Annotated in this window: 15 protein-coding genes; 4 read left to right on the forward strand and 11 right to left on the reverse strand. The window is 67.5% G+C overall.

Annotated features, from left to right (window positions below; all coding sequences use genetic code 11):
• Positions 1–183: 183 nt before the first annotated feature.
• Complete coding sequence (gene dprE1, locus D5S18_RS11035) at positions 184–1,602, reverse strand: decaprenylphosphoryl-beta-D-ribose oxidase (RefSeq protein ID WP_239003663.1); 1,419 nt, start codon at positions 1,600–1,602, stop codon at positions 184–186.
• Between the two features lie 326 nt (positions 1,603–1,928).
• Positions 1,929–2,168, reverse strand: coding sequence for a hypothetical protein (locus tag D5S18_RS11040; protein ID WP_120039700.1), 240 nt, complete (start codon positions 2,166–2,168; stop codon positions 1,929–1,931).
• A 373-nt stretch (positions 2,169–2,541) separates the two neighbouring features.
• Here D5S18_RS11040 and D5S18_RS11045 point away from each other — a divergent pair, with 373 nt between their 5' ends.
• Complete coding sequence (locus D5S18_RS11045) at positions 2,542–3,135, forward strand: hypothetical protein (protein WP_120039701.1); 594 nt, start codon at positions 2,542–2,544, stop codon at positions 3,133–3,135.
• 6 nt (positions 3,136–3,141) lie between these two features.
• Here D5S18_RS11045 and D5S18_RS34830 read toward each other — a convergent pair whose 3' ends face one another.
• Both D5S18_RS34830 and D5S18_RS11055 read right to left on the reverse strand, forming a co-directional pair.
• Positions 3,142–3,831 (reverse strand): ROK family protein, encoded by a 690-nt coding sequence (locus D5S18_RS34830; RefSeq protein ID WP_158607854.1) that lies wholly within the window; start codon positions 3,829–3,831, stop codon positions 3,142–3,144.
• A gap of 517 nt (positions 3,832–4,348) precedes the next feature.
• Positions 4,349–4,699 carry a hypothetical protein gene (locus D5S18_RS11055; RefSeq protein ID WP_120040578.1) on the reverse strand — a complete coding sequence of 117 codons (351 nt, stop codon included), beginning with the start codon at positions 4,697–4,699 and terminating at the stop codon, positions 4,349–4,351.
• 124 nt (positions 4,700–4,823) lie between these two features.
• Between D5S18_RS11055 and D5S18_RS11060 the strand changes: the two genes are divergently transcribed.
• Positions 4,824–6,260 carry an alpha/beta hydrolase gene (locus D5S18_RS11060; protein ID WP_120039702.1) on the forward strand — a complete coding sequence of 479 codons (1,437 nt, stop codon included), beginning with the start codon at positions 4,824–4,826 and terminating at the stop codon, positions 6,258–6,260.
• 14 nt (positions 6,261–6,274) lie between these two features.
• Here D5S18_RS11060 and D5S18_RS11065 read toward each other — a convergent pair whose 3' ends face one another.
• The 5 genes from D5S18_RS11065 to D5S18_RS11085 form a co-directional block, all read right to left on the reverse strand.
• Entirely contained in the window at positions 6,275–7,369 is a 1,095-nt protein-coding gene (locus tag D5S18_RS11065; protein ID WP_120040580.1) for a methyltransferase, read from the reverse strand.
• 422 nt (positions 7,370–7,791) lie between these two features.
• Positions 7,792–8,310 carry a flavin reductase family protein gene (locus D5S18_RS11070; protein WP_120039703.1) on the reverse strand — a complete coding sequence of 173 codons (519 nt, stop codon included), beginning with the start codon at positions 8,308–8,310 and terminating at the stop codon, positions 7,792–7,794.
• Positions 8,303–8,821 (reverse strand): NADPH-dependent FMN reductase, encoded by a 519-nt coding sequence (locus D5S18_RS11075; RefSeq protein ID WP_120040582.1) that lies wholly within the window; start codon positions 8,819–8,821, stop codon positions 8,303–8,305. Before D5S18_RS11075 ends, D5S18_RS11070 begins: the two co-directional genes overlap by 8 nt.
• Before the next feature lie 45 nt (positions 8,822–8,866).
• Entirely contained in the window at positions 8,867–10,123 is a 1,257-nt protein-coding gene (locus D5S18_RS11080) for an SfnB family sulfur acquisition oxidoreductase (RefSeq protein WP_120039704.1), read from the reverse strand.
• An 86-nt stretch (positions 10,124–10,209) separates the two neighbouring features.
• On the reverse strand, positions 10,210–11,592 hold the full coding sequence (locus D5S18_RS11085; protein WP_120040584.1) for a styrene monooxygenase/indole monooxygenase family protein: 1,383 nt from the start codon (positions 11,590–11,592) through the stop codon (positions 10,210–10,212).
• Positions 11,593–11,688: 96 nt separating this feature from the next.
• On the opposite strand from D5S18_RS11085, the gene D5S18_RS11090 reads away from it, so the two are divergent.
• Positions 11,689–12,177, forward strand: coding sequence for a free L-methionine (R)-S-oxide reductase MsrC (locus tag D5S18_RS11090; protein WP_120039705.1), 489 nt, complete (start codon positions 11,689–11,691; stop codon positions 12,175–12,177).
• Here D5S18_RS11090 and D5S18_RS11095 read toward each other — a convergent pair.
• Together D5S18_RS11095 and D5S18_RS11100 are read right to left on the reverse strand one after the other, a co-directional pair.
• Entirely contained in the window at positions 12,174–13,583 is a 1,410-nt protein-coding gene (locus D5S18_RS11095; RefSeq protein ID WP_120040586.1) for an LLM class flavin-dependent oxidoreductase, read from the reverse strand. The two genes, D5S18_RS11090 and D5S18_RS11095, sit on opposite strands and share 4 nt — an antisense overlap.
• On the reverse strand, positions 13,580–14,797 hold the full coding sequence (locus tag D5S18_RS11100) for an acyl-CoA dehydrogenase family protein (RefSeq protein WP_120039706.1): 1,218 nt from the start codon (positions 14,795–14,797) through the stop codon (positions 13,580–13,582). Before D5S18_RS11100 ends, D5S18_RS11095 begins: the two co-directional genes overlap by 4 nt.
• Positions 14,798–14,888: 91 nt before the next feature.
• Between D5S18_RS11100 and D5S18_RS11105 the strand changes: the two genes are divergently transcribed.
• Positions 14,889–15,188, forward strand: a complete 300-nt coding sequence (locus tag D5S18_RS11105) for a DUF1905 domain-containing protein (protein ID WP_120039707.1) — start codon at positions 14,889–14,891, stop codon at positions 15,186–15,188.
• Positions 15,189–15,200: the final 12 nt, after the last annotated feature.

Genomic DNA, 15,200 nt, shown 5'->3' on the forward strand with positions numbered 1-15,200 from the left:
ACGCAAATCCCCGCACCCCAACATACAGACGCTTGCGAATAGTGTTGGGCCGCGATCCCTGTCCAACTATCCACGCCGCGAACCCGGCGAGGGATTCCTCATCCTTCGCTGCGTCCGACAGACCCAGCGAACTCGCGCCGAGCCGCGTAACGGCACGCGAAAACCGACTATTCGTCAGTGCTATCAGGTTGTCAGTGACCTGCCCCGAACCGGCTTGTCATCGACCAGCCGCAGTCGCCGTGCCAGATCCGAGACAAACACCTGTTCCGGGTCGGCGGCGTCTCGTACCCTGCGCCATTCTTCGAGCCGCGGATACATAACTCGGATCGTTTCCGGTGTGGTGCGTGACTCCTTGGCGAAGTAGAGGCGACCACCCGCATCCACCACCCGCTGGTCGAGCTCGGTGCAGAACTCGTGCAATCCTGCCTTCAACGGGAAATCCAGGCTCAGCATGAACCCGGGATGTGGCCATGACAGCGGGGCGCGACTGCTCGGCCCCATTCGCTTGAACACGTTGAGAAATGATCGATGACCCGAGTGCGCGATCGCCCGGACCGCCTCGGCCAGTTGGTCTTCGGCGCCGTACGGCATCGAGAACTGATACTGCAGAAAGCCACGCCGACCGTAGCCGCGGTTCCACTCCCCAAGCAGGTCCAGGGGATGAAGGAACTGGGTGATGTTCTGAATCAGGCCTCGGCCGCGCTTGGCGAAGGTGCGGTGGGTGACCTCGCCGCCGAGGCGGATGGTCAGGTTGTTGACCATGCCGTTGGGGAGGACATCGGGAACCGTGAACAGCTGCGGCGCATGGAAATACAGCGGATTTCTGCGTAGTTTGGTGGGCAATTGATCGAGTGTGGCAAGGTTGCCGCGGCTGAATCCCGCGCGACCGAGCCGCGGGCCGATGCTGATGGTGTCGGGTACTGCCACCGAGTACTCGTAGCCGTCGTCGGAACCGCCGGTCAGCAGCTCCATCGTTTGGTCGAGGTTGTCGGTGCGGTCGCTGTCGACGAGGAAGTACGCGGTTTCGGTGTGCTTCATCCTGATTCGGGCGCGCACTACGATGCCCGTCAAGCCCATTCCACCCACCGTGGCCCAGAACAGATCCGCATCGAGCCCGTCGGGTCCGATCGTCCGAATCTCACCCTCGGCGGTCAGCAGGTCCATCGACAGCACGTGATTGCCGAAACTGCCTTGGGAATGATGGTTCTTGCCGTGGATATCGGAGGCGATCGCACCGCCGATGGTGACCTGCCGAGTGCCCGGCAGCACCGGAACCCACAGTCCGTGCGGCAGGGCTGCCCGCATCAACGTGTCCAGGCTGACGCCCGCCTCGACGTCGGCCACACCGCCATCCGGGTCGATCGTGTGGATGCGGTCGAACGCGGTCATGTCGACGACGAGACCGCCGCCGTTCTGCGCCGGGTCGCCGTAGCTGCGCCCCAGCCCTCGGGCGATGACACCGCGTGGCCCCGCCGCACGGACAGCCTTGGCGATCGTGTCGATATCGGGAGTGGAAAGCACCTGCGCGACAGTCGGTGCGGTACGGCTCCAGCCGGTCAGTGGACGTTGGTCGATCACCGATCCCCCATTCGTGAAATGCACGTCCGCCACCGTAGCGGCTGATTGGCCGCGTCGTGTCCTGCGTCCCGCAGTTCTGCCGCCTCTTCAAGTGGAGCCGACTCGTAAGCTGGGGCATCGCAGGTCCGGACGTTTGGCGTGTGCCCGCTTGGGCGATCTCATGGATTCGGTCTCGGATGGGCTCGCCGTCGGTCCCGTTCGAATTCGACCGCGCCGGCGGTCGAGTCGCATGCTTTGTTCGAATTCCGCACGTGTAGCGCATGATCCGCGTGCCAACGCGGACGTTCGGATCCGCCCAGTTCAGAATTGATTGGGCGGGGTCAAGCACGCGCCAAGATGCGCACCGCGGCTTAGACTCGGTCTGGGGTTTCGGTTCCATCCCCTTCGGAACCGAAACCCCTCGGCTGTTCGGTGGGCTCGCCGAGGGCGGGCAGGAGGGTGAGGCGGGCCGGTTTGCGGGGGAAGGGGTTGTGCGGGGCGGAGCAGACCTCGACCGGGGCGGAGAGGTTCTTGGCCAGGGTGGCCGGGTGTAGGGCGCGCGCCTGCGCGTAGGAAACGTCGCGGTCGTGGCGACGGTCTGCGAATCGCATGGGTTCTCTCCTCGCTGCCGGTACTGGATATCTTTCCCGACAACACCCCTACCAGCGTGATTTTCGGGTCCGACACCCGCGATTGGATTTCGGGCGCTGCCGGACACCCGACCGGGAGGAATTCCGCCGTACCGGGCCACCTTCGCCGAAGACCGCCCTGCCTGCAAGTGAATTTTCGTGTCCGGCAGGCGGTCCGAGGTGCGGGAACGCGGCCGGTGACACGCCGGGGGCGGGCGGACTACCAGCGTCGATCCATATTTCCGCACCGGAGCGCCGCCGACAAGTGATACAACATTTCACTAGCACCGAGCGGTGCGGAGCCGACAGATCCACGCGCGCAGCAGATCTCACGCCGAGCAAGCCGAGGGAGCCCATGAACCCCCTACCGGACTACAACCGCACGATTCCCGCTGCCTGCGGCCGGGCGATCACCCTCACCATCGCGCAGGGCCGGGGCCGTCTCACCGATGGTCAGGGCGCGGGTCACGTGCTGGCCACCGAGCAGGCGCACAAACTGCTCTCGGCGCTGCGAGCCATCGATCGGCAGGCTGCCGAAATGCGCTACGCGGCGGCCAGCGCTGTCCTGGACGAGCACACTCCGTTCTGGATCCCGCTGGACGCCGAGCGGGTCTTCGAGGCGATCTCCCCGCGTCCGAGGTTGATTCGCACCGACGGCACGGCGGTGGAACTCGAGGCTTCCGAGGCGCGTCGGCTCGCGCGCACCTTCCTGGAGATCGCGGCGACGGCCGCCCGCTCCCGCTACACCGCCGCGGTCGACCTGATGAACGCCATGGCCGCCGCCGAGGCCGCCGCACCGTATTCCGGCGATTCGCGGGCGCTGCGCCACCCGATGCGGGTGCGGCTCTATGTCGCCGAGTTGGATCGCTGGGTGGAGCGAAAGCCATTCCGTCTCTCGCCGGGTGCGGGTGTGCGAATCACGCTGCGGCGCGCGCGAAGAACGCGATGAGTGGACCTACGGCGCACGCCGCTCGAATAGGCGGGTGCGAGCGGTATCCAAGGCACGGGAGACCGCGCCGACGAGTACCCCGTCCGCTCCGAGCGCGCTGGCGACGATGCGGGGTCGCAGCGGCCCGAGTTCGACCATGCGGTCGGCGATGGCGGCTTCGAGCGGCTCGAGATTGTGTCCGATTCCGCCGCCGAGGACGATCAATTCCGGATCGAGAATGGCCGTGACCGCGGTGATGAGCGCGCCGATGCGCCGTCCTTCGGCCGCGACGACGGCGCGGGCGGTGGGGGCGCCCGCTGCGGCGGCGGCGAAGATCTCCTCCACCGATCCGGTCTGTAGGCCTGCCAGTCCGGCGGTGTGTGCGATTCCCGCTGCGGCGGCCACGGTTTCGGTCATGCCGCGGGCGGCGGCATCGGGGGTGGTGTCGGCGTCGACGGCGGGTAGGAAGGAGACTTCCCCTGCCGCACCCCCTGCCCCGACATACAGTTCGCCATTGATGACGATGCCCATTCCCACCCCGGTGCCGATGGAGATGAGCACGAAATCCCGCAGACCGGTGCCCGCGCCGCGGGTGAGTTCGCCGACGGCCGCCAGGTTGATGTCGTTCTCGATGGCGGTGTCGACGGCGAGTGCGGCGCGCAGGTGCTCGACGAGTCCGGCACGTCCCCACCCCGGCAGGTTCGGGGCGTAGTCCAATTGTCCGGTGCGGAGTTGAGCACGCCGGGACTTCCGATGACGGTGTAATCGACGCTTCCCCAGTCGATTCCGGCGTCCGAGGCGACCTTGTCGGCGAGGGTGCGCACTCGCCGCACCAGCTCGGTCCCCGAGCGCGCGGTGTTGCGCACCTGCCTGCGCCCGATGAACTCGCCCCGTAGGTCGGCGATGGCGAGCCGAATCCAGTTGCGGCCGATGTCGATTCCGGCGACGACCCCGGCGCGCACGTTCACGTCGTAGATGGCGGTGGTCGGTCCGGGGCGTCCGCCGAGCGAGCCGACCAGGCGCACCAGGTCGGACTCCGCCAACCCCGAAAGCGCCGCCGACACGGTGGGTTTGGAGAGTCCGCTGGCCTTGGCCAACTCCTCGCGCGAGGCAGGCCCGTTGACGCGCAGGTGGTCGAACAGCCACCGCTCGTTCATGGTGCGCAGACCGGCGCCGTCCTGGCCGTCTCGGTGGCCATCGATTCGATGGCCAGACGCCCGACGGCCCGCCTGATTCACTCCGACTGGGTCCAGGCGGCCACCGGCATTTGCAGGAACACCCCGAAATCCTCCAGGTCGACCACCTCGGCGATGCGGTCGTGCAGCATATCGGTGCGCTGCTGACGATCCCTGGCGCGGCTCTCGAAATACTTGGACCGCACCTCGATGACGACCTCCATGGAGCAGCGGTCGTACGGGCCGTGCGGGCGGAAACGCAATTCCACATCGCCGGGCTGGAGGTCGCCGTCGTAGGGCTCCTCCGGACATTCCACTGCCGCCGAGACGATAGGGGGAAGTTCATCGGCCAGCTTGCGCAGCGTGGCCTCGGGGATATGGGGAGCGTAGGTCACCTCGACTAGGGGCACGCGGCCAGCATAGCCGGCTCGCGCGCCGACCGGCACCGTCAATTCCGGCCAGTACTGCGGGGTGAGTGCGAATAGCTCACCGGGGTGATGTGCGCACGCGACGCACGCCCCGAGGATCTGCGATATGGCATCTCGAATCCTGCACGCGGCGGTCACGGCCGGGCTCTGCGCCCTGTTCGCCACGGCCTGCTCACCCACCGCGCCCGCCACACCTCGACTCGACTGGAAGGCCTGCCCTGAGAAGGCCGAATTCGATTGCACCACTGTGCAGGTCCCGGTGGATTGGGCCAAACCCGCAGGGCCGAAACTGGATCTGGCGCTGATTCGACACCGTGCCACCGACGCCGAACACCGGATCGGCGCACTGCTCTCGCTGCCGGGCGGGCCGGGCACCTCCGGGGTGGATGAGATCCTGGCGGGCCACAAGTTCTCGCCCGCCCTCGAGGCTCGGTTCGACATTGTCAGCCTCGATCCGCGCGGGGTGAAACGCAGCAATCCGATCCGCTGCGATGCCGCGTTGGCGGCGTATCAACCGAACCTGGTACCCGAACAGGGTGGTCGGCTCGACGAAATCCGTGACTACGCGCAGGCTCTCGCGCAGAGCTGCCGGGACTTCACCGGACCGCTCATGGAACACCTCGACGCGGTGAGCGTCGCCAAGGATGCCGACGCCGTGCGCGCGGCTCTCGGCGCGGACAAGGTCAGTATCTACAGTCGGTCCTACGGAACCATGGCGGCTCAGGAGTACGCCGAACTGTTCCCGAAGCGCATCCGCGCCATGGTGTTGGACAGCGTCGACGATCACAGTCTCGACGGGCGCGGATTCGTGGAGACCCAGGCGTCGGCCGCGCAGGATTCCTTCGAGGAATTCGCCGGATGGTGCGCGCGGGAGACGGCGTGCGCGCTGCATGATCGAGACGTGCACGCGGTCTTCGACGGGATCTATTCCAGGGCCGTCGCGGGCACGCTGCGCGACCCGCAGAAGCCGGAGAAACGGCTCGACCCCTCGGATTTGAGCACCGCCGCCACCAAGCGCCTTTTCCACCCGGACTGGGCGAAGCTGGCCGATGATCTGCGCGGTCTCGCCGATCAGCCACCGGCCGAGGCCCTCGCGCCGACGCCGATGCCGCGCCCCTCGGGTCAACCCGCGCCTTGGCCGGGTGTGATCGCCTGCTCCGATTGGCAATTCGATCTTCCCGATCAGGCAAGCTGGGAAGCGGAATGGCGGCGGCAGAATGCCGTCGCACCTACCCTGCGCGCCCACTTCGCTTGGGCGGGAGGCAGTATCTGCTCCGGTTGGCCGATTGCCGCCACGAATCCGCCGCACCGCCCGAATGTCGCGGACGCGCCGCCGATTCTGGTGCTGAGCTCACGCCATGATCCGTCCACACCGCATGAGTGGGCGGTTCAGGTCACCGCGCAGACCTCCGGTGCGAAAATGCTGACCTATGACGGGTGGGGGCATTCGGTCTACGAGCGATCCGCCTGCACCACCGGTGCGGCCGATGCCTACTTCCTCGGGCTCACCATGCCGACGGCTACGAATTGCCCTGCGGCGTAAAGCCCCCTGAGCGATCAGCCCGATACTGCCAAGCGCCACAGCGAAGTTGTTTCGGCTCGGCGGGCGGCATACAGCGGATCGGCGGTGTTGCGCGATCTGCTGTGGCGCGGTTTGGTGTCGAGCCGGTCGACGACGCGCAGCCCTGCCGCCTCGATCCGCGCCAATAGTTCGGCGCGCGAACGTAATCCGAGGTGTTCGGCGAGGTCGGACATGACGAGCCAACCTTCACCGTCCGAGGTGAGATGTCCGGGCAGCCCGGCGAGGAATTCGCACAGCATGGTCGAATCCGGGTCGTAGACCCCGCGCTCCAACAGCGAAGCCGGCTGGCCGGGCAGCCAAGGTGGATTGCAGACGATCAGGTCGGCACACCCCTCCGGATACAGTGTCGGACCGACGATCTCGACTCGCTGGGACAGACCCAGTCGCCCGATGTTCGCCCTGGCGCAATCCAGGGCGCGCAGGCTGCCGTCGGTGGCTGTGATGCGTTGGCACCCGCGCCGGGCCAGGACGGCCGCCAAAACACCTGTCCCGGTGCCGAGATCGAAGGCGCGCCGCGGCGCGGACTTCCATGGCGCCGCAGCGACCAGATCCACGTATTCGCCTCGGACAGGCGAGAATACGCCGTAGTGGGGGTGGACGCGGGCGCCGAGCACCGCCACCTCGACACCCTTCACCCGCCACTGGTGCGCGCCGAGCACTCCCAGCAGTTCGGTGAAGGAGATGACCCGACTCGCGCCGGGTGGTCCGTATGCCGCACGACAGGCCTGCCGCACGTCTGGGGCGCGCGGCAGGTCCAGGCAGTAGTCCGCGTCGAGCAGCACCACGAGCATTTCGAGCAGGCGCGACCGCTCCCGGCGCGCCGCCCGCTCCTCGTCGAAGGTGTTGCCGCTGGGGCGTCCGGTCCGACGCTCGATCCGGCGGCGCAGGGCGTTCAGCAGTTGGCGACCATTGTGGAAGTCACCGCGCCACAGCAGCACGGTGCCGGCCCGGACGAGTCCGTAGGCGGTGTCGGCGCCGGTGCGATCATCGACGACTCTCGGTTCTTCGCGAACGGAATCCTCGCGGGCCGAACCGTCGATATGTTCTTCGGACCAGGCAATGGTGGGCAATCGGGGCACTCCTCGTCGGCGAACGCTCAGGATCCGAAGAGCACTCCGCGGTGGAATGCGGTGGCGCGAACCGCGTGCGTCAGCACGAATTCCGCGGCGAAGTGCGGATATCGCCGTTGTCCGGCTTCCTGCCCTTGCCCACGCTCACACCTCCCGATACCGAAGCCACCTCTGTCGCGAGTTTATCGACCGCACACCGGTATCCGCTCCATTCTTTGGTAGCTACTTATCCGGTGTGGACATAATCCCTTCGAGGGATTGACAATGGGTGATCACCACTAGTGTTCTGCGAAAGCATTCAGCTATCACCGCTGTTGAACCTGCGGCATCGGCCCGCAATGCGCGGCAGGGGCGGAAGTCGCGACCCCACCTGGCGTGGAGCAGGTGCGGGATGCCGGATCCGGCCCGTATCCCCCGAGATGTCATCCCGCGACGCGCGTGGCCTCCACGGCGTGCATGCGACGAAATCGGCTCCCGTGGAACACCAGCGGATCCACGTCCGCACGTGCCGCGAGCCGGTGAATGCGCAGGATGACCACCGTGTGGTCGCCCGCGGGCACCTGCGCCTCCGGCACACCCTCGATCCAGGCCGACGCACCGTCGACGAACAGCGCCTCGCCCGAGCCGCGATGCACCCGCAGACCGGCGAACCTGTCGCCCTCGCGGGTGCCCAGCGAACGCGCCGCGTCCTGCTGGTCGGTGCCGAGCAGGCTCAGGCCGAGATGGGTGGCATCCGCCAGCCGCGGCCACGTCGTGGACGTATTCTGCACGCAGAACGACACCAGCGGCGGATCCAGGGAGACGGGAACAAAGGTGGCCACCACCAAACCGTGTGGTATGCCGCCGATTTCGGCACAAACGGCAACGACCCCGCTGGGGAAGTTGGCGAAGGCTCGGCGCAACCCCGCACCGTCGGCCGGAAATTCGAACAGCTCATGCATGATTCGCGACCTCTCCGCCCGATACCTTCGAAGCCAAAGCGGTGAGGACCGGGCGCCATCGACCAGCATACCGTTCGATCGCGCCGTCCTCGGAAAAAGTACGGTCCGAAAGATAGAGGCCGGGAAGTGCCGTGGTGGCACCGATCTCGGTCAAAACGGGTTTGAGCAGCAGGTCCGGTGCGAGCGCGTGCGTCGGCCCGGCGCCGAGCATGAGCGGGACCGCCACCACATCGGCCAGTCCGGTCCCGCCGTCGAACTGCTCGAGGAAGAGTTTGAGCAGTCCGGTATAGGTGGCCTTGAAGGTCGGGCTGGCGAAGATCGCCACCTGCGATTCGCGCACCGTCCGCACCGCTTCGGCGACAGCGGGATCCCCCCAGCCGAGCAGGGCCGGTCCGAGTGTCACCAGATCGAGGACGGTCGGTTCGGACTGCGGCGCCAATGCGGAAGCGAGCAGTTTCGCCGCAGTCAGCGTTCGCGAGGCCGGTTTCGGATTGCCGACAACAACAGTCACAGCGGTCACATTCGTATCCTCTTCGTCTCCAGGTGATTCGACGCGTCAAACAACCCCGTGCCAGGGCGGCGCGGTATCGTGCAGCAGCGCCCGGCCCAGATGCTGGTACTTCCAGCGCACCGGATCGTGCAGGGTGTGCGTGCGCGCATTGCGCCAGAAGTGGTCCAGATTCAGATCCGCTGCGGCGCTGCGAGTTCCACCGAGCTCGAACAGTGCCGCAGGCACCTCCAGTGCGGCGCGGTCGCCGAGCACCCGAGCCGCCGCCACGGCGAGCGAGGCTCGCGCCACGAGGGACGCCTCCTGGTCGGCGGCATCCACCGCCGCACCCGCCGCCGCGAGTGCGGCCTCGGCGGCGGTAACCGCCACCGAGAGCTCACCGAAGCGCTGCACAAGCAGGGGATCGTCGATGGCACGTGCCACGTCCGCCTCGAACCAAGGGCGGGTCTTGGTGCGGACGAATTCGATTGCGGCGGTGAGCGCGCCGCGAGCGATGCCCGCGTCGATCGCGGCGTGCAATAGTTGGGCGAACGCGCCGTAGGCCGTCGGCGCGGCGACCGCCGGGGCGCGTTCGATCACCTGATCTCGGCGCACCACAACGTTGTCCAAGCGCACGGTGCCGCTTCCCGTGGTGCGCTGGCCGATTCCGTTCCAGTCGTCCTCGATCCGAACACCGGGCGCGTCGACGGGCAGGAAAGCGATGTACTCCCCCGCCGCCAGACCGGAGCGGCCCTCGGGATCGTCGAGGCGGGTCAGCACGGCGAGCACATCCGCGAAAAGCGATCCGGTGCAGTAGAACTTGGCCCCGTCGACGCGGAATCCATCCTCCGCCGGGCGCAGCGTGGTCGAGATCTCGGCGACCGTGGCTCCGCCGCGCTCGGATTGCGCGTTGGCGATACGCGCGCCGTCGAGAACGACGCCGAAGTAGTGCCGCCGCTGCGCCTCGGAGCCCGCCAGTCGCACGAGGTTCAGGTAGACGAAGTGGCTGTGCGGTATCTGCGCGATATTCGGATCCGCCGCCGCCAGTATGCGAATCAGCTCGGCCACCACGCTCGGCGGGAGTCCGGCGCCACCGTATTCGGCGGGCACGCTCGCGGCGAGCAAACCGCTCGCCGCGAGCCGTGCCACCTGCGCGTGCGGCAGGATCCGATCTCGGTCCCGCGCGGCCGCCCCCGACGAGAAGTCGGCCGCGAGTTCGCGGACACTTGCCAGCGCCGCCGCCGCGCCGTCGATTCTGACAGCTGAAACCCTGGACCGCACCTCGAAATTCGCGGAGACCTGCTCGGCGATCTGCTCCGTGGTCATTGTCGCTCCATCGGTCGGGGGCCGGTCTCTACTTCAGCATCCGTCGCCCGGCCGGGACGAGGGTTTGAATCGGTGGGATCGGATCCTCAGGCGTCGACCAGCGGCGCGTAGCCGGATCTGGCAAAGCGGCCCGCCGGAGCGAAACGCGCCAGGATCCGCGCGGCGTCGGTGCCGGTGACGCCGGTGAGGAAATCGTGTGCCGCGCGCTGGGAATCGACCGCGAGGAAGGGCTGCGGGCGGTGCAGCAGCCCGACCAGCGCGGTGGCCGCGCGCGGGTCGACCGAGGCCGCCGCGAACAGATCACCGCCGATATCGGCGAATTCGGGATCACCGAGGAACAGGCGGGTCACCTTGTTGGCGGCGTCGGCGCGCCCGGCGAGGAAGGCGCGGTATTGCGACTCGATCCAGTCCGCGTCGAACGCCTCCTGATGCACCGCCGCCGCGGCGACCAGCCGCTGCGCCTGGATCAGTCCGCTCTGCGCGCCTTGACCGGCGATCGGATCGTAGGAAATGGCGGTGTCGCCGAGTGCCGCCACGGGATGTCCGCCCGCCGTGCGCCCGAGTCCGGCCCGGACCACGGGCCGCACCGCACCCTTCAGCCAGGAATGCGGGTCGTCCGCGATCACCTTGGTGGCCAATACTTCCGGCAGATCCCAGTCGATGAAGTCGCGGTAGAGCTGCTGCACGATGCGATGCGCCGACTCGGCCGAATCCGCTGCGGCGAAACGGGTTTCCCATTCGCTGCCCGGCTTGGCCCAGCCGAGGAAGGCCCAGCTCGGCCCGGCGTCCTTGTGCAGATACGGACCCCACCAGCCCTCGCCCTGATCGGCGAGGATCGAAAACCCGCTGTGCGCACCGCCTACCGGACTGCGATGAGCGAAAACATCCGCGCCGTGACCGAGTCCGGTAACGGTCACCGTCAGCAGGCGACGCTGTGGCGCGTCGTACGGGGTGCGCGCGACATCGATGGGGAACAGGTCCGAGAGTCCGCCGCGTCCGGTGGCGACCAGCGTCAGATCATTCGCCGCGGCGATCGGATCCAGCGTCTCCGGCGTCACCGCGGCGACCACGAATTCGCCGCCGCGCTCGCGAAAGGCGGTGAGCCGCTCGTCGGCCTTGAGCCTGGTATCCACCGCCACACCCGCGTAGCCCTCGAAATTGCCGTCGAATTGGATCAATTCGGCCCGATCCGGGCCTGCGATGCGGACGCTGAGCCCGGTGTGGCGCGGCGCGCGTGCGGTATAGGCATCGAGGCCGAGCGCCGCCTCCGCCTGCTGGGTTTCCCCGAATTCGAGCGCGGTGCCGGTGGCGGGTCCGTCATCGCGCAGGGCACGCTGGTCGCGGTCGCTGTAGAGGGTCACGGCGAAGCCCGCGTCGAGCAGACCGAGTGCGGCGGTGACGCCCGCCTGTCCGGCGCCGACTACCGCGGCCGCGCGGGTGGAACGGGATGCGGAATTCTGCGAAGTCATATCGGAATTCTCCGGATCGATCCGGGTGCGCGGCAATGTTGCGATCACCGAGAATCGATTGTCCGCCGAATTTCGGCGGTGCCGTACCATTCGGCCATGTCGTTCACCGTCACCGTCCCGACCGGAAATCCGGCCGACCAGTATCGAGAGCTCGCCGAGCAGGCCCGCGCGCTGGTGGCGGGCGAGTCCGACCGCATCGCGAATGCGGCGAACCTGTCCGCACTGGTGTATCACGCACTGCCCGAGCTGAATTGGGTCGGCTTCTACTTCTATGACGGCCACGAACTGGTCGTCGGCCCCTTCCAGGGCAAACCCGCCTGCGTGCGGATAGCGCTCGGCCGGGGCGTCTGCGGCGCCGCCGCGCACACTCGGGAGACCCAGGTGGTCCCCGATGTGCACGCATTTCCCGGACATATCGCCTGCGACGCGGATTCGCGCTCGGAAATCGTCGTCCCGCTGGTACGTGACGGCGAATTGATCGGCGTATTCGATATCGACAGCCCGAAACCGGGCCGTTTCGCGGAAACGGACCGGTTCGGAATAGAAGCCATCGCCGAGATATTCGTGAATTCGTTGCCGAACTAGGGCCGCGATATGGCGTCCGACAGTGCCGTCGAGGCCGGGCCACCGAGTCGATATCGCGCACCCCGATGCTCGGCGGGCAGTCGGTCGCCCGCGCCGAATAGCGCGTTGCGCAGCGTTCCCGGCACGTAATCCGTGGCGTAGACGCCTCTTTCGGTGAGGACCGGCACCACATGCCGGACCACGTCCGCGAAACTGCCGGGGGTGATGGCGTAGGCGAGATTGAACCCGTCCAGGTCGGTCTCCTCGACCCACTCCTGCAATCGATCGGCCACCGTCGCTCCGGAGCCGACGAAAACCGGTCCCATACCGCCGATTCCGGCCCAGCGACCGATATCGCGCACCGTCCACTCGCGACCGTCGTCGTCGAATTCACGGAAGGCGGCGACGGCGGACTGGATGGCATTGCTGTGCACATCGCCGATCGGATCGTCCAGGTCGTAGCGGGACAGGTCGATCCCCATCCATCCCGACATGAACACCAACCCGCCCTCCACACTGGCGTAGGACAGGTATTCCTCGTGCTTGCGGTGCGCCGCCTCGTCGGTGGTATCGGTGATGATGGTGGCCAGCCCGTAGACCCGAGCCGCGTACGGATCGCGCCCGGCCTCGACCAGGGCGGTACGGATCCGTGAAACTGTCTGAGCGACAACTCGTTTCGAAGGTCCGCCGAGGAAGATCGCCTCGGCATTCTCGGCGGCGAAGCGGACACCGCGCGGCGAGGCGCCCGCCTGATAGATCACCGGCGTCCGCTGCGGCGACGGCTCGGACAGGTGAATGCCGGGCACCGTGTAATGGGTGCCGCGATGCCCGATGTGATGCACCTTCGCCGGATCCACATAGATGCCGCGTTCGGCGTCGCGCACCACCGCGTCATCGGCCCATGACCCCTCCCAGAGCTTGTAGAGCACCTCCAGGTATTCATCGGCCTGGTTGTAGCGCTCGTCGTGGTCGAGTTGATCATCCGCGCCGAAATTCCTTGCGGCCGAAGGTAGATAGCCGGTGACCACATTCCAACCGACCCGACCGTTGGTGAGGTGGTCGAGCGTGGACAGCCGCCGAGCGAAGGGGTAGGGATGTTCGAAGCCGGTGCCGGTCGTGATACCGAACCCGAGGTGTTCGGTGACCGCCGCCATGGCCGAGACCAGCAGCAGCGGATCGGCCACCGGAATCTGCGCGCCTTGGCGCAGCGCGGCAATGTCGTTGCCGCCGTAGACGTCATAGGTGCCGAGCACATCGGCGATGAACAGTCCGTCGAAGCGACCGCGCTCGAGCAGTTGGGCCAGTTCGGTCCAATAGGCAAGCTCCTTGTACCGGTGCGATTGGTCCTCCGGATGCCGCCACAGCCCCGGCGACTGATGCGCCACGCAGTTCATATCGAAGGCGTTGAAGCGAATTCGACGGCTCATCGGACTGCCTGCGCCGCGCGCTCGCCCGCGCTCCACCCGAAGGGCAGCGCCGCGCCATTGAGCAGGTGATCACCGATCGCCCGCGCCTTCTGGATGGCGGGATTGTGGACCGCGAGCGTTCTGGCGTTGCGCCAGTGCCGATCCAGTCGCAGACCCTCCGAGACAATCGACGCACCACCTACTTCGAACAGCAGGTTGGTGGCGGGCAGCACCTGATCGATGACCGCGAGCTGTGCCTGCGCCGCGGCGAGTTCCACCGCGTTCAAGGCTGTTTCGTCGGTCGCGCCGTGTGCGAGGACCTCATCGAGCTGTTCGGCCACCGCGAGGACCACGGCTCTGGCCGCGAATGCGGCCGCCGAGAGTCGACCGATCACCTGCTGCACCAGCGGATCTCGCCTCGGGATCGCGGCGGCGTGGCTGAAACTTCGGGTGCGGGTCGAAACCCAATCCCGCACATCCCGTTCCGCGCGCTGGGCGATACCCGCCAGCGCGGCCAGCTGAACGAGCTGAAGGTAGGAGGTGGCGTAGGTGGGGCCGGGCGCACCGTAGCCGGGGCCGAGGATATCGGTGTCGGCGACCGCGACGGCGGCGAATTCGGTGGTGCCGCTCGCGGTGAGTCGCTGGCCGAAACCGTCCCAGTCGTCGTGCCGGACCACCCCGGCCGCCTCGGCGTCGACCAGCAGGGCCACCCGCTCGCCGTCGCGATCGGCGGCCACCACGATGTGATCGGCATACAGCGTTCCGGTGCTGTAGTACTTCACGCCGTCGAGTCGCCAGCCCGCGCCGTCGCGGGTCAGCCGGGTCCGATAGCGGTCGACGGCGCCGACACCCGGTTCGGTCGTGGCATTGCCGACCACCGCGCCCGCCGCCACCGCGCGCAACCAGTGCTCGCGGGTGGGTCCCGACGCGGCCAGCAGTTGATCCTCCACGAACGAGTAGTGCACGCGCAGCGCCTGCGGCAGGTTGGATTCGGCGGCGGCCAGGTCGATGAGCAGCCGGAACAGCTGCCGCACCGTCGCGCCGCGGCCGCCGAACTCGACGGGGACCCGCAGGGCGCCGAAACCCGCCGCGCGCAGCCAGTCCAGTTGCTCGTGCGGCAGTGTCCGGTCGATCTCGCGCTCGACCGCCCCCGCCGCGATGCGCTCGAAGATCGGCCCGAAGATCGCATCGAGCGCGGCGTCGGAGGTGGTGGCTGGTGCCTCGATGGATGTCATGGCCCCACGATGACGCAGGTCGGCGCGGCGCTCACCGGTTGTGCGCAGCCGGATCGAAACACCTGTCGGTGGGTTTGACTACAGTCGGGGCGTGGCTGGATCGCGATATTCGTTTACCGCCGAGGTGTGGGAGCACAACGGCGGCTCGTGGCATTTCGTCTCCCTACCCGAGGAGATCGCCGACGAAATCGAGGAGCGCTACGCCCACCTGGCCAATGGGTGGGGTTCGGTGCGGGTCACCGTCTCTATCGGGGCCACCAGTTGGTCCACCTCGCTGTTTCCGGACAAGGCCAGGGCCACCTACATCCTCCCGGTGAAGAAGTCTGTCCGTACGGCGGAGGATCTGGTCGCCGGATCCGAGGCCGAGGTCGAGTTGGCGGTGGCGCTTTAGTGAGACTCCGAA

The sequence above is a fragment of the Nocardia panacis genome, assembly GCF_003598715.1.
GTDB classification, from domain to species: Bacteria; Actinomycetota; Actinomycetes; order Mycobacteriales; family Mycobacteriaceae; genus Nocardia; species Nocardia panacis.

Excerpts from the sequence above, each read along its gene's own strand:
- D5S18_RS11040 (WP_120039700.1), bottom strand. The coding sequence starts at position 2,168 with ATGCGATTCGCAGACCGTCGCCACGACCGCGACGTTTCCTACGCGCAG.
- D5S18_RS11045 (WP_120039701.1), top strand. The coding sequence starts at position 2,542 with ATGAACCCCCTACCGGACTACAACCGCACGATTCCCGCTGCCTGCGGC.
- D5S18_RS11060 (WP_120039702.1), top strand. The coding sequence starts at position 4,824 with ATGGCATCTCGAATCCTGCACGCGGCGGTCACGGCCGGGCTCTGCGCC.
- D5S18_RS11070 (WP_120039703.1), bottom strand. The coding sequence starts at position 8,310 with ATGCATGAGCTGTTCGAATTTCCGGCCGACGGTGCGGGGTTGCGCCGA.
- D5S18_RS11080 (WP_120039704.1), bottom strand. The coding sequence starts at position 10,123 with ATGACCACGGAGCAGATCGCCGAGCAGGTCTCCGCGAATTTCGAGGTG.
- D5S18_RS11085 (WP_120040584.1), bottom strand. The coding sequence starts at position 11,592 with ATGACTTCGCAGAATTCCGCATCCCGTTCCACCCGCGCGGCCGCGGTA.
- D5S18_RS11090 (WP_120039705.1), top strand. The coding sequence starts at position 11,689 with ATGTCGTTCACCGTCACCGTCCCGACCGGAAATCCGGCCGACCAGTAT.
- D5S18_RS11095 (WP_120040586.1), bottom strand. The coding sequence starts at position 13,583 with ATGAGCCGTCGAATTCGCTTCAACGCCTTCGATATGAACTGCGTGGCG.
- D5S18_RS11100 (WP_120039706.1), bottom strand. The coding sequence starts at position 14,797 with ATGACATCCATCGAGGCACCAGCCACCACCTCCGACGCCGCGCTCGAT.